Source organism: Anoxybacillus thermarum (genome assembly GCF_000836725.1).
Lineage (GTDB): Bacteria > Bacillota > Bacilli > Bacillales > Anoxybacillaceae > Anoxybacillus > Anoxybacillus thermarum.
This window is the reverse complement of sequence record NZ_JXTH01000011.1, coordinates 41,945-54,823: the sequence shown is the minus strand read 5'-3', so window position 1 is coordinate 54,823 and position 12,879 is coordinate 41,945. Positions and strand designations below refer to the sequence as shown.

General features: G+C 40.4%; 19 protein-coding genes and 1 tRNA gene. 9 read left to right on the top strand and 11 right to left on the bottom strand.

Going from position 1 to position 12,879, the window contains the following annotated elements; all coding sequences use genetic code 11:
- Positions 1-719 (bottom strand): DMT family transporter (locus LH47_RS04560; protein WP_052585010.1); only part of this gene is annotated, 719 nt, incomplete at its 3' end.
- A 52-nt stretch (positions 720-771) separates the two neighbouring features.
- On the opposite strand from LH47_RS04560, the gene LH47_RS04555 reads away from it, so the two are divergent.
- The 3 genes from LH47_RS04555 to LH47_RS04545 all read left to right on the top strand — a co-directional run bounded on the left by LH47_RS04555 (position 772) and on the right by LH47_RS04545 (position 2,265).
- Positions 772-1,449: an MgtC/SapB family protein gene (locus LH47_RS04555; protein WP_043965058.1), complete on the top strand. Its 678-nt coding sequence runs from the start codon at positions 772-774 to the stop codon at positions 1,447-1,449.
- Between the two features lie 112 nt (positions 1,450-1,561).
- On the top strand, positions 1,562-2,146 hold the full coding sequence (locus tag LH47_RS04550; protein WP_235341043.1) for an HD-GYP domain-containing protein: 585 nt from the start codon (positions 1,562-1,564) through the stop codon (positions 2,144-2,146).
- Positions 2,147-2,192: 46 nt separating this feature from the next.
- Positions 2,193-2,265: transfer RNA gene (locus tag LH47_RS04545), tRNA-Ala, on the top strand.
- Positions 2,266-2,298: 33 nt separating this feature from the next.
- Here the strand turns inward: LH47_RS04545 and LH47_RS04540 are convergent.
- Entirely contained in the window at positions 2,299-2,478 is a 180-nt protein-coding gene (locus tag LH47_RS04540; RefSeq protein WP_043965055.1) for an H-type small acid-soluble spore protein, read from the bottom strand.
- Between the two features lie 99 nt (positions 2,479-2,577).
- On the opposite strand from LH47_RS04540, the gene LH47_RS04535 reads away from it, so the two are divergent.
- Positions 2,578-3,549 carry a potassium channel family protein gene (locus tag LH47_RS04535; protein WP_043965052.1) on the top strand — a complete coding sequence of 324 codons (972 nt, stop codon included), beginning with the start codon at positions 2,578-2,580 and terminating at the stop codon, positions 3,547-3,549.
- On the opposite strand, the gene LH47_RS04530 is transcribed toward LH47_RS04535, so the two are convergent.
- From LH47_RS04530 to LH47_RS04520, 3 genes are all read right to left on the bottom strand, one after another.
- Positions 3,538-3,942 (bottom strand): YugN-like family protein, encoded by a 405-nt coding sequence (locus LH47_RS04530; protein ID WP_043965069.1) that lies wholly within the window; start codon positions 3,940-3,942, stop codon positions 3,538-3,540. The two genes, LH47_RS04535 and LH47_RS04530, sit on opposite strands and share 12 nt — an antisense overlap.
- A 77-nt stretch (positions 3,943-4,019) precedes the next feature.
- A complete protein-coding gene (locus LH47_RS04525) occupies positions 4,020-5,369 on the bottom strand; it encodes a glucose-6-phosphate isomerase (protein WP_043965050.1) in 1,350 nt (449 codons plus the stop codon).
- 110 nt (positions 5,370-5,479) lie between these two features.
- The gene (locus tag LH47_RS04520) at positions 5,480-6,640 is read right to left on the bottom strand and encodes an iron-containing alcohol dehydrogenase (protein WP_043965048.1); all 1,161 of its coding nucleotides are present in this window, start codon (positions 6,638-6,640) and stop codon (positions 5,480-5,482) included.
- 130 nt (positions 6,641-6,770) lie between these two features.
- Here LH47_RS04520 and LH47_RS04515 point away from each other — a divergent pair, with 130 nt between their 5' ends.
- On the top strand, positions 6,771-7,004 hold the full coding sequence (locus LH47_RS04515; RefSeq protein WP_043965046.1) for a DUF378 domain-containing protein: 234 nt from the start codon (positions 6,771-6,773) through the stop codon (positions 7,002-7,004).
- Positions 7,005-7,013: 9 nt separating this feature from the next.
- Here the strand turns inward: LH47_RS04515 and LH47_RS04510 are convergent, their stop codons facing one another.
- Entirely contained in the window at positions 7,014-7,358 is a 345-nt protein-coding gene (locus LH47_RS04510) for a CvfD/Ygs/GSP13 family RNA-binding post-transcriptional regulator (RefSeq protein ID WP_052585009.1), read from the bottom strand.
- 130 nt (positions 7,359-7,488) lie between these two features.
- Between LH47_RS04510 and LH47_RS04505 the strand changes: the two genes are divergently transcribed.
- Entirely contained in the window at positions 7,489-7,854 is a 366-nt protein-coding gene (locus LH47_RS04505) for a helix-turn-helix domain-containing protein (RefSeq protein ID WP_021093614.1), read from the top strand.
- 17 nt (positions 7,855-7,871) lie between these two features.
- Here LH47_RS04505 and LH47_RS04500 read toward each other — a convergent pair whose 3' ends face one another.
- The 4 genes from LH47_RS04500 to LH47_RS04485 form a co-directional block, all read right to left on the bottom strand.
- Positions 7,872-9,038 carry an aminotransferase gene (locus tag LH47_RS04500; protein ID WP_043965041.1) on the bottom strand — a complete coding sequence of 389 codons (1,167 nt, stop codon included), beginning with the start codon at positions 9,036-9,038 and terminating at the stop codon, positions 7,872-7,874.
- Complete coding sequence (locus LH47_RS04495) at positions 9,038-9,538, bottom strand: Lrp/AsnC family transcriptional regulator (protein ID WP_043965040.1); 501 nt, start codon at positions 9,536-9,538, stop codon at positions 9,038-9,040. The genes LH47_RS04500 and LH47_RS04495 overlap by 1 nt, the downstream gene beginning before the upstream one ends.
- A 91-nt stretch (positions 9,539-9,629) precedes the next feature.
- Complete coding sequence (locus tag LH47_RS04490) at positions 9,630-10,142, bottom strand: superoxide dismutase family protein (RefSeq protein WP_043965038.1); 513 nt, start codon at positions 10,140-10,142, stop codon at positions 9,630-9,632.
- A gap of 53 nt (positions 10,143-10,195) precedes the next feature.
- A complete protein-coding gene (locus tag LH47_RS04485) occupies positions 10,196-10,393 on the bottom strand; it encodes a hypothetical protein (protein ID WP_043965036.1) in 198 nt (65 codons plus the stop codon).
- Between the two features lie 113 nt (positions 10,394-10,506).
- Between LH47_RS04485 and LH47_RS04480 the strand changes: the two genes are divergently transcribed.
- From LH47_RS04480 to LH47_RS04470, 3 genes are all read left to right on the top strand, one after another.
- Positions 10,507-10,935 carry an RING finger protein gene (locus tag LH47_RS04480; RefSeq protein ID WP_043965034.1) on the top strand — a complete coding sequence of 143 codons (429 nt, stop codon included), beginning with the start codon at positions 10,507-10,509 and terminating at the stop codon, positions 10,933-10,935.
- Positions 10,936-10,956: 21 nt separating this feature from the next.
- A complete protein-coding gene (locus tag LH47_RS04475; RefSeq protein ID WP_043965032.1) occupies positions 10,957-12,282 on the top strand; it encodes an ArsB/NhaD family transporter in 1,326 nt (441 codons plus the stop codon).
- A 69-nt stretch (positions 12,283-12,351) separates the two neighbouring features.
- Positions 12,352-12,648 (top strand): hypothetical protein, encoded by a 297-nt coding sequence (locus LH47_RS04470; RefSeq protein ID WP_043965030.1) that lies wholly within the window; start codon positions 12,352-12,354, stop codon positions 12,646-12,648.
- Here LH47_RS04470 and LH47_RS16415 read toward each other — a convergent pair.
- Entirely contained in the window at positions 12,636-12,791 is a 156-nt protein-coding gene (locus tag LH47_RS16415; protein WP_167333766.1) for a hypothetical protein, read from the bottom strand. The two genes, LH47_RS04470 and LH47_RS16415, sit on opposite strands and share 13 nt — an antisense overlap.
- Between the last annotated feature and the right edge of the window lie 88 nt (positions 12,792-12,879).

The following is a 12,879-nucleotide window of genomic DNA, read 5'->3' as shown; positions in this document are numbered from 1 at the left end:
ATGGATACCATTGCTGCATTTACCCATTTCATCGCCCAATTAAAAAGAGAATGCCCGAATAATGTCGGGATAACCGCCAGCAAAACGAAGCACCACCAGTCATTCGCACTATACGACAAAAATGAATAACGAAACAACGATACATATACACTTAATACGAGCGACGCAATGCCATAGACAATGTACGTATATGTAATTAGAGAAAATTGCTTTCGTAAATGTTGACCGACTAACCAATAGCCCGTGACCATAGCACATGCAATTAATGCAAGCATATCCCCATAAAGTGCTTCGCCACTTACGCGAAAATCCCCCCAGCTAATAATGACACTACCTAAAATTGCAAGTAGCGCACTTATCCATTCACTCATCGTCATCTTTTCCTTGAAAAAGAAAAATCCACCAACAAAAGCGAATATCGGCTGCAACGTAACTAAAACGACGGAGCTTGCAACAGACGTGTAACGAAGCGATTCAAACCAAAGAATGAAATGAAACGCAAGCAATGTTCCAGACAATACGGCAAAAGCCCAATCTTTTTTATTCATCTGTTTCGTTTCTCGTATATGTTTTACAATAAACAACGGAGTCATAAAAACAACTGCGAAAAAGAGGCGATAAAATGCGATAACAGCTGACGGAGCATCTGTAAATTTGACAAAAATCGCTGAAGTGGAAATGGAAATTGCTCCAATAATTAGTGCTATATATGCCTTCATGTTCGTCATCCTTTCGAATATACTTAATTACGAAGAAAAGGAGGAATGCCCCATGGACGCCCATGTACTTATGAAACTCGGAATCTCTGCTGTTCTCGGGCTCGTTATCGGTCTAGAACGAGAATTAAAACGAAAACCAGTTGGTCTTAAAACTTGCCTCGTTATTTCGATTGTCAGTTGTTTGTTAACCATCGTTTCAATTGAATCAGCATACACATTTCCAAAAAGCGACCATATAAATATGGATCCACTTCGCCTCGCTGCTCAAATTGTATCAGGTATCGGCTTTCTCGGCGCAGGTGTTATTCTTCGCCGCGGAAACGATAGCATTTCTGGTTTAACAACTGCCGCGCTCATTTGGGGAGCTGCAGGTGTCGGAATCGCTGTGGGGGCAAACTTTTATATCGAAGCGATATTGTGCGTTATCTTCCTTATCGCTAGCGTCGAACTTATTCCGCTTATAACAACCATTTTTGGTCCGAAACAACTAAGAGAAAAAGAACTTTCTGTGAAACTCACCGTGCTAGATGCAACGAAAATGTCTGAAGTCATCGATACGATTAAACAAAAAAATATTCGCATTAAAACAGTGCGCATAAAAGACTTAGATAATGGAAATCACTTTGTTGAATTAAAAGTATCTGTCGATCAAAAACGTGCAACAACAGATGTATACGAGTTTATTCATCAAATTCCTTCTATTCGTGGCGTCGATGTCGAAAATATTTAACTTGAAAATGATTCTCATTTATATTAGTATATATGATGAAAATTTCCTTCAAAACAAAAAGGTGGAGAACGACATGTCCTCTATTATAAAAAATATGGAGCTTTGTTTCCTTATGCGCCAGCTCTCAAAAAAGGACGAGCTAACTTTCCTTCATTCATATCGAGTAACGAAAATCGCTTTATCTTTTGCTTCGTTTTTGAAACTCAATGATGAAAAAAAGCGAGAGCTTCAATTTGGAGCACTCATTCACGATATCGGCAAATTACACATTCCTGTTCATATTTTAACAAAAAGAGGGAAACTCTCAGAAGAAGAATTTTCTCAAATGAAAAAACATCCACTATTCGGTATACAAATATTACAACATTACCACGTTTCATCTGAAATTTCTGATATTGTTTTATACCACCATGAACGATGGGATGGCAATGGATATCCGTATAACCAAAAAGGAGAGGACACCCCTTTTCTCGCTCGTCTCGTGGCGTTAGCTGATTCACTTGAAGCAATGACAGGCATTCGGCCATATCGCGCGTCACTTACATGGGAAGAAGCTTATGAAGAAATCAAAAGAGGAGCAGGAACACAATTCGATCCACAATTAACATCTTCCTTTTTAAAGTGGATGGAAAATACTGAGATTCCAATTGAGCAAAATAGCGAAACAATTATGCAAGCAATCCCCATGATTTCTTAATATCGATTGACGAAAAAACAAAATGTTTTTACAATATAAACGAAAAGGGGCATTAGCTCAGCTGGGAGAGCGTCGTGCTGGCAGCGCGAAGGTCACCGGTTCGAACCCGGTATGCTCCATCAAAAAACCCTTGCATCGCAAGGGTTTTTCTTTTACTCTTCTGTTAGTTCTTCCACTGGAACGATGTGGCGTTCATGTTCCTGTCCACGCATATGTACGGTAGCCGTTCGATTTGCTTCATCGTACCCATCAATCCAAACAGATTGACCGTGATAACATACCCGAATATCATCTGGCGAAGAAACAATTTGTTTCACGCGATGCATGTCCATCAGCGTCCCTCCTTTCGTTCATATTATTTTCTTTTTAAGAGAAAATATGTAAGAAATGCCACCATCTCGTCTACAATGATAAAACAGGAGGGAAAATAGATGAGATGGTATGAATTTCTCGCTTCATATTGGCGACTTTCTCCACTAATACGAATCGTATTCACCATTACAACAATCATCTGTTTATTTGGGATGATTATTCACATCGTCGAGCCAAAAACATTTTTAACAGCATTTGACGGCATATGGTGGGCGCTCATTACAACAACAACGATTGGTTATGGCGACCTCGTACCGAAAACATTGGGTGGTAAACTTGTCGCGATCACTCTCATTTTGCTCGGTACAGCTTTTGTCTCAGCTTATTTTGTCACACTATCTACAAAAGCAATTTCAAAAGAAAACGCTTTATCAACTGGTGAACTTCCTTATACAAAAGGGGAACATGTCATCTTAGTCGGATGGAATGAACGCATTCGCCAGCTACTTGCTCTCATGCCGCCCGACATTCCCTGTCTCGTGATCGATGAGACACTAAAACGTTGGGATGTTCCGAAACACGTTCATTTCATTAAAGGAAATCCGACGCATGACGATGTGTTGAAAAAAGCAAACGTATTTGAAGCCCGCACCGTCATTATTACTGCCAACCAACATAAAAACGAAACGGAGGCTGATTTAGCATCCATCGTCACCCTTTTAACAGTAAAAGCACTTCATCCATCCGTGTATACTGTTGTGGAAATATTAACAACCACTCAAGTGGACAACGCCAAGCGAGCAGGGGCAGATGAAACGATTGAAACAAATAAATGGATCAGCTTTTTAATGGCCAATTGCCTTTCATCCCCAAACGTGTTAAACGACGTCGAGCAATTCAAAAAACACCCGATCAAACGGCTAGCTGTGCGCGACGAATGGATCGGGATGTCTTTTGCGTCAATGCTCATGGAATTAAAAAAAGAAGATGTATTGCTTATCGGTGTTGCAAACAATCAACATGTTGTAATTAATCCACCGTCGCATACGATCATTCAGTCGACAGATGAACTTATCGTATTAGCGCAATAACCGTTCTTCTAAATCTTTGACGAGCATTTTCGCCATGGCTACATATTGATCAGGTACCGTTGCATCGGGATCTTCTGGCTCAGAAAATTGATTAAATGATGCGTTTATATTCCCAATATGCACATTGTCATCTAAGCCACGCTGATATTTATGGCATAAGACGTATGGGCGCTTCAATTCAACCGTTGCCCCATACGAATCCAGCTGTCCATCTATCGCGACGAATGGAAGGCGTAAAAATTGGTACCCAACATCATCCGCCATCTTATAGTCGAACGAACCGTGATCGTAATCCCAATTTCCACCGATCACATAGCCGAGAGGTTTTAATTCCTGTTCTAACACATTTAATAAAAATGTTTTTCCTTCTAATGCAGATGGAATTTCAATCATATCGATCACTCCTCCTCTATTTGTTATCATGCCCAAAAAAAGAGCTTTCCCTGCACACAGGAAAAGCTCTTTTTTCATTATTTCAATCGTTTTTCAAGCTCAGCCTTTTTCTCTTCGTATCCAGGCTTACCAAGAAGAGCAAACATGTTCACCTTGTATGCTTCTACACCCGGTTGATCAAATGGATTCACTCCAAGTAAATATCCGCTCATCGCACATGCTTTCTCAAAGAAGTAAACGAGATAACCGAATGTATATTCATCTAATCGTGGGAGTGTGACGACTAAGTTTGGTACACCACCGTCTGTATGTGCTAACAATGTTCCTTCAAACGCTTTTGTGTTAACAAAATCAACTGTTTTTCCTGCTAAATAGTTTAATCCATCTAAATCATTATCTTCTGACTCAATCGTCAATTCATGACGTGGTATTTCTACTTTTAATACAGTTTCAAACAAGTCGCGACGACCTTCTTGCACATATTGTCCTAACGAATGAAGGTCTGTCGAGAAGTTTGCAGAAGCTGGGAAAATACCTTTTTGATCTTTTCCTTCACTTTCACCAAACAATTGCTTCCACCATTCAGCAAAATATTGTAGCGCTGGCTCGTAGTTAATAAGCATCTCAATCGTTTTTCCTTTGTTGTATAGCACATTACGTACAGCAGCATATTGATAAGCAATGTTTTCTTCTAGTTCCGATTTGCTGAAATCTTCGCGAGCTTGGGCAGCCCCTTTCATCATCGCTTCAATATCCGCTCCGCTTACGGCAATCGGCAATAAACCGACCGCTGTTAAAACAGAGTAACGGCCACCTACATCATCTGGAATAACAAACGTTTCATATTCTTCTTCAGTCGCTAACGTCTTCAACGCTCCACGCGCACGATCTGTCGTGGCGTAAATGCGTTTGCGTGCTTCTTCTTTTCCGTATTTTTCCTCAAGTAGCTTACGGAAAATACGGAATGCAATGGCTGGTTCTGTCGTCGTTCCTGATTTCGAAATGACGTTAATTGAAAAATCTTTTCCTTCAAGTAAATCCATAACATCGCGCATATATGTAGAACTGATGTTGTTGCCGACGAAAATAATTTGTGGTGTTTTTCGTTTTTCGCTCGGGAGTGCGTTGTAAAAAGAATGTTGCAGCATTTCAATCGCTGCACGAGCACCAAGATAAGAACCACCAATGCCGACGACTAACAATACATCAGAGTCTTCTTGAATTTTTTTCGCTGCTTGTTGAATGCGAGCAAACTCTTCGCGATCATATGCGACTGGAAGATCAATCCATCCTAAAAAGTCGTTTCCTTGTCCTGTTTTCTCATGAAGGGCATGATGCGCCACTTTCACTGCATCACGCAAATACGTTAATTCATGTTCACCAAAAAAAGACAACGCTTTTGAGTAGTCAAACTGAATATGCGTCATGTACGTTTCCTCCTCAATGATTGTATCCTCTTTCACTTTAGCGAAATAAACATCGAGAATCAAGTTCACGAAAACAATGTAAACGGATTCATTATGACATTTTTCGCACTTTACAATGAGGCTTGTAAAATCGACATGACATCATGATGATGTAACTTTTTAAAATTACCAAATGGGCCGAACGCCATCGCTTTTTCTACTATTATTGACAATGATTCTTCACCGATATGATAATCTGCTAATCGACAAGGAGCGCCTAAGCTGTTCCAAAAAGCCCGAAGCTTTTCAATTCCTTCTAGCGCGATTTCCCGATCTCCTTTGCCTTCTGGATAAACGTTAAACACCCGAACAGCTAGCTGCTTAAAACGATCGATATGTTCATCAAGCACGTGCTTCATCCAGTTCGGGAATAAAATAGCTAGCCCACCTGCGTGCGGAATGTCATGCACTGCTGACACAGCATGCTCAATATTATGTGTCGCCCAATCACCGCGTAGCCCCATGCGTAAAATTCCATTTAAAGCCATTGTTCCACAATATAAAATCGTTTCACGATGATCAACATTTTGTAAATCTTCTATGAGTTTTGGTGCAGTTTCAATGACTGTTCGTAAAATGGCTTCGCACATTCGATCTTGTAAAGGCGTATTTGGCGCATGGTGAAAATATTGTTCTAATACGTGCGACATGATGTCAACGATGCCATACACTGTATGATCTTTCGGAACAGTTGTTGTATAAACAGGATCTAAAATCGAAAATTGAGGGAAAACAGCTGGACTACTCCATCCGTATTTCTCCTTCGTTTCCCAATTTGTAATAACGGAATTTGCATTCATTTCCGATCCGGTCGCAGCTAGCGTTAATACTGTTCCAATTGGCAGCGCTCGCTCAACCGTCGCCTTTCGCGAAATAAAATCCCATGCCTCTCCATCATACAATGCACCTGCCGCAATGGCTTTGGCACAATCGATGACACTTCCTCCGCCTACTGCTAAAATAAAATCGACTTTCTCTTCACGGCAAATGTGAATTCCTTTTTGAACAGTAGATAAACGAGGATTTGGTTCGACACCCGCTAGCTCGGACCAAGACTTATTCAATGAACGCAAAATAGATACGACATCATCATATACGCCGTTTTTCTTAATGCTTCCTCCGCCATATACGATTAAAATGTGTTCATACGAATGAAGTTCCTTTTTCAAATGTTCAATTTGTCCTCTACCGAAAATTAATTTCGTTGGATTATGAAAAATAAAATTTTCCATGTTCATCCCTCCTTCCTTTCATTATTTCCAAAAGAAACAAAGAAGTAAAGAAAATTGCATTTTTTTATGCATACTTCTCTCAAAATGATTCATTCTATAAGTGAATACGATATTTTAAAGGAGGATGAACATGAGTACGTTACAACGAATTGCACTATTGCTTACTGTTATTGGAGCGCTGAACTGGGGGCTCATTGGCTTTTTCCGTTTCGATCTTGTAGCAGCCATTTTCGGCGGTCAAGCCTCGGCGTTTGCACGCATTGTTTACGCTCTCGTCGGAATTGCGGGGCTCATTAACCTCGTATTACTGTTTAAACCAGCGGAGGAACTCGGACGTACGGAACCAAAAATGTCGAGAACATAAACATACAACTCACCGATCACTCGGTGAGTTGTACGTTTTTTTCGCTTCCGCAATCCATTTTTCTAGTTGCATTTTTAACGGTTGAAATCCTAAAGGAGTCTCAATATTTGTTGTGTCATGATCAACGTCACGCAACGATAAGCTAATTCGCTTCGTTTTTTCATCGATCGCGATAATTTTCACACGAACAGACTCCCCCACATCCACATAATCATAAATATTTTTTACATACCCATCTGTAATTTCTGAAATATGAATGAGTCCTTGAGTTCGTTCGTCAAGCGATACAAATATCCCATATGGCTGTATTCCCGTCACAACACCCGTAACAATCGCACCTTCCTTCCATTCCAAATGAAACACTCCTCGTTTTTTGAAAAATTGTAACATAATTCACTTAAAAAGTGTTAATTTTGTGCACGAGGATAAATAGGAACATGGTATGATAAATATGTAAACGAATTTTGGAGAGGTGGGAGAATAAATGAGTACAATCGGTGAAAATATTCGCATGTATCGAGAACAGCGAAATATGTCACAACAAGAGCTGGCGATGAAAGTTCGGGTAGGGGTAGCAACAATTCAAAAATACGAATCTGGGGAACAAGTCCCTGACACACCAACCATTTTAAAACTTTGCACTGCTCTCGATGTCCCTGCATCTGAATTATTAGAGCGTGCCGATTTATCGAATTCATCTAGTATCGATCCAGAAATCGAATATTTAATTAAAGACATTGGCATTAAGCGCGCAAAACTTATTTTGCGAAAAGCGAAAGAATTTAGCGAAGAAGATTTTTTACGCGTCATGCAAATGTTATATGAACTGAAATACAATAAAGAAAGCTGACAACGCGTCAGCTTTTTTTACAGTCGTTCAAGAAATCGCTTCATGCGCCGAATAGCCTCTTGTAATTGTTCGAGCGATGATGCATATGAACAACGAATATATCCTTCCCCGCTTCTCCCGAACACATGGCCGGGAACGACAGCTACTTTTTCTTCTAACAATAAACGCTCCGCAAACTGCTCTGATGTCATGCCCGTTGACTGAATGGACGGAAATGCATAAAACGCTCCTCCCGGCATATGGCAAGAAAGGCCGATTTCGTTTAATGATTGAACAAAGAAGTTGCGTCGTTGCCGATAGCTTTTTTTCATTTGTTCGACATCAGCTGCTCCATTTTGTAATGCTTCAATGGCAGCATATTGCGCCATCGTCGGTGCACACATCATCGTGTATTGATGAATTTTTAACATCGCCGTAGCGAAATCTCTCGGTGCAGCAATAAATCCAAGGCGCCATCCTGTCATCGCAAAGCCTTTCGAAAATCCATTAATTAAAATCGTTCGCTCTCTCATGCGATCAATTGCCGGAAAACTTGTGTATTGTTCGTCGTAACATAACTCCGCATAAATTTCATCCGAAATGACAAGCAAATCATGCTTTTCTACAATGTGCGCAATTTGCATCAATTCTTCCGCGTTCAACACCGCTCCTGTCGGATTATTTGGCGAACAAATGATTAACGCTTTCGTTTTCGGCGTCACAACTTGCTCAATTTGCTCTGGTTGCAATTTGAATTGATGCTTTCCACTCGTTTGAATGGGAATTGGCACACCTCCAGCTAATGAAACAAGCGGTGCGTACGAAACAAAACTCGGCTCAACAACAATGACTTCATCACCTGGATTCACAATGGCTCTAAGCGACACATCGAGCGCTTGACTTGCCCCAACCGTCACAATTATTTCATCAGCTGGATCATATAACACATGAAATCGACGCGCTAAATAGTCGCTAATTTCTTTTCTTAACTCCCATAAACCTGCGTTCGCTGTATATGATGTATAGCCTTGTTCTAATGATAAAATGCAAGCTTCCCGCACACTCCAGGGGGTAATAAAATCCGGCTCGCCCACTCCAAGTGAAATGACCCCTTCCATACTTGCCGCTAAATCAAAAAAGCGACGAATACCAGACGGTTTTAAACGTGATACAGTGTCAGATACGTACGTTTTCGTCTTTTGCATCACGGTGCCACCACGATTCTTCGATCTTGATCACCTTGCTCAAACACGGTGCCATCATGCTTATATTTCTTTAAAATAAAATGAGTTGTCGTTGAAATGACGGAATCGAGCGTCGATAATTTCTCAGAAACAAAATGAGCAATTTCAGACATGGAACGTCCTTCAATGACAACAGATAAATCATAGGCACCGGACATCAAATAGACAGACTTAACTTCCGGGAAGCGATAAATACGTTCAGCTACCTCGTCAAATCCAACACCACGCTTTGGCGTCACTTTTACATCGATCATTGCCGTCACACCTTCATGGCCATCTACTTTCCGCCAATCCACGATCGTTGCATACTGTACAATCACTTTCGCTTCTTCTAATTTTTTTATTATATCCTCTACTTCTGAAACGGAGAGAGAAACCATTTTCGCCATCGTATCAATCGGCAGACGCGCGTGTTTTTCCAACAATTCAACGATTTCAATTTCTTTTTCAGTTAGTTTCATGCAAATCCCCCCTGACATAAATTTTCACACAATTTAGAAAAAAATGCACGCCTTTTTTCAAAAAAAATAAGCAAGACGACATCGCTTGCAACTACGGTTTTTTTATCACACCGCATGCGATTCGCTTGCCTGCATTTCCCGCTGGCTGAGACATCCCATCATCTTTTCCTTCGTGGATGACAATCGATGTTCCGTTTTTGGTGAATAAGCCGTTTTTCTCTTCTGATAAATTGACATTTCGAGCCATCAATTGTACTTTCACCGTTCCATCTTCTTTCACAATTAAATTCGGTAAATCGCCTGCATGCGCCCCTTCCGGATGAAGGAGACCGTGCTCTTTTCCTTCTGGATTGAAATGTTCTCCAGCTGATTGAAATGTAGGTGGTTCACATGTTCCTTTGTCATGAATATGGATCGCATGTTCCCCTGGAGACAGTCCTTTTAAATCAATATCGAGTTTCACCCCTTCAGGTTGCTGCGACATTTTAATCGTCCCAACCGAATCACCATCTTCATTAATCATATTGACATCGACGTTTTTCACTTTCTCTTCCATACATCCGCTCACAAGCAATAAGACGACACATATAATTATTTGACGCACAATAAGCCCTCCAACTACATATTTACAGCTTATTATGCCCCGTTTGTATTCATTTAATCGTTTATTTGTTGTTTTTTCAACTGTTCTTCTAATCGCTTCGCTTTTTCTTCTTGACGTTTTGAAATTTTTATAATTGCCCGCATCGTCAATACAGCCGCAATAAAAAATGCCGTAAACGAAATGGCAGCAGGAATGTACTCTGTTTTATCTTCTGGGAAGTATAAAAACAATCCAAATATAATGTTAGTCATGCAATCAACCTCTCCATATATCTTCTCACTCATTATATCATAAAGACAATTGTATCGCTTCGCAAAAAGGAATATAATTGAATTCGTAAACAAAAAAGGGGAGGCGTATTCGCTTGAAAAACGTCGTGATCCACAAAGTCATCACATTCGTATTTACAGAAGCGCAGTTAAGGGGGTATTGGAACGAACAAAAACAAAAAATTCCATTCGAATCTTTGACAAATGAACAGTTGATGTCATTAGCTGAAGATATGTTAGCAAACTCTTCTCATAGCCAACTAGAGCAACATATTTTAGACCATGGTTGGCGCGTCAAAGAAGAAACAGAAGGACAAGTGCTTGCGGAAGACGATTCCCGTGAGCATGTTCATGTGGAAGTTATCGACACAACGAAACAAGGGTCACCGTCCACAAAATTGTTTATCGATCGCCTATCACAAATCGAATGCGCGAACTGCGGGTTTTCTTTTTATGTTCGCAATGTAAACGCTGACACGACGCATTTCACATGTCCAAGCTGCTCCCAGCCACTAAAAAAGTAAAAAAGAAAGGAATGACAGATCGTGCATGAGGCAATCACTCATGAAGTAAGCAATTTTCAATACTATGCGGCCATTGCAATCTTTTTGATTACATACGCCATCATCATCTCAGAAAAAGTGAATCGTGCTGTCATCGCTTTATTAGGTGCCGCTTTTATGATCATTTTCGGCATCGTTGATTTACATCAAGCGTACACTCATCATATCGAGTGGGGGACGATTACGCTTTTAATCGGAATGATGATTCTTGTTAGCATTACGAGTAAATCAGGCTTTTTCCAATATGTTGCGATCAAAGCTGCAAAAATGGCGAAAGGAAGCCCAATTAACATTTTAGTCATTTTATCTTTGCTGACAGCTGTTCTTTCCGCCTTTTTAGACAATGTAACAACCGTTCTGTTAATTGTTCCGGTCACGTTTTCGATTACACGTATGTTAGAAGTAGACCCTGTTCCGTTTTTAATTTCTGAAGTGCTTTTCTCAAATATTGGGGGTACAGCAACATTAATTGGAGATCCGCCAAACATTATGATCGGCTCCGCCAATAAACATTTAACGTTTAACGACTTTTTATTTAATTTAGGTCCTGTTGTTCTCGTTATCATGGCTGTTGTTATTGCTATTTTGTACGTGTTTTATCGCAAACGTCTTCAAGCAAATGCTGCGCTCATCGAACGGCTCATGAAACTCGATGAAAAACAATACATTAAAGATGCTGCACTATTGAAGAAATCCGTTTTTGTGCTCGGATTAACAATTTTAGGGTTTATGCTCCATTCAGTGATCCACGTCGATGCAGCAGTCATCGCAATGACAGGGGCTGTCATTTTAATGATGATCGGGGTAAAAGAACACGACTTAGAAGAAGTATTCGCTTCTGTTGAGTGGACAACCATTTTCTTTTTTGCTGGATTGTTTACGCTTGTTGGCGGCCTCGTCGATATCGGTCTTATTAAAAGTTTGGCGGAGAAAGCATTGGAAATCACAGGGGGCGATATTCAATTCGCATCTTACTTAATTCTTTGGATATCTGGAATCGCATCAGCAACCATTGACAACATTCCGTTCGTTGCGACGATGATTCCACTCATTCAAGATATGGCTGTCGGCATGGGATTATCTCCAGACTCAGCACAAATTGACATCTTATGGTGGTCGTTAGCGCTTGGCGCTTGCTTAGGTGGAAACGGAACGTTAATTGGAGCTTCTGCAAACGTCATCGTTGCAGGGATTGCTTCACGTGAAGGTCATGGGTTTAGCTACTTTGATTTTCTAAAAATCGGAGCACCGCTTACGCTCATTTCCTTGCTTATTTCACACGCGTATATTTTCATTCGTTACTTATAAAAACGCTCAAGGTTCGCCTTTGAGCGTTTTTTTCTTTTCATCATATACTGCTTCCAAGGAGGGAGAATAATGTATCCAAACGTTGATATTACACAATTTACACAATCAGCAAAAGCGATACAAAAGCTATTGAAAGATGCCACGACCATTTCGACAAAAATAGCAAACGATCCTACTTTCGCGAAGCAATTAATGGAAAAAGCTCAACAATCAAAACAAGAAGAAGTACAAAAGCAACTTCAATCCATCGGCATTGAATCGGAAATGAAAATCTCTTTTAATCCAAATACGATCCATATTACACTTTCACCAAAAAAAGGCGAGTCGCCTTGTTGCCAACTCACCTTCTTTCTTTACTGGCGATAATTCGGTGCCGCCATCTGCTTTTCACCTATATAGGCTGCATCGCGCAAATCATGTCCATCATCCGTTTCACTGACATGAATGATGTCTTCTTTTGCACCTAATCGATTTGCGCGAAGCAATTGTTCCTCTTCCCTCATTGTCATCCCCTCCGTATTGTTATGTTGCACAAGTACGTTGCACTTATGTATTGACATGTTTTGTTTTATCATATACCATTTCGTTAACAAATAA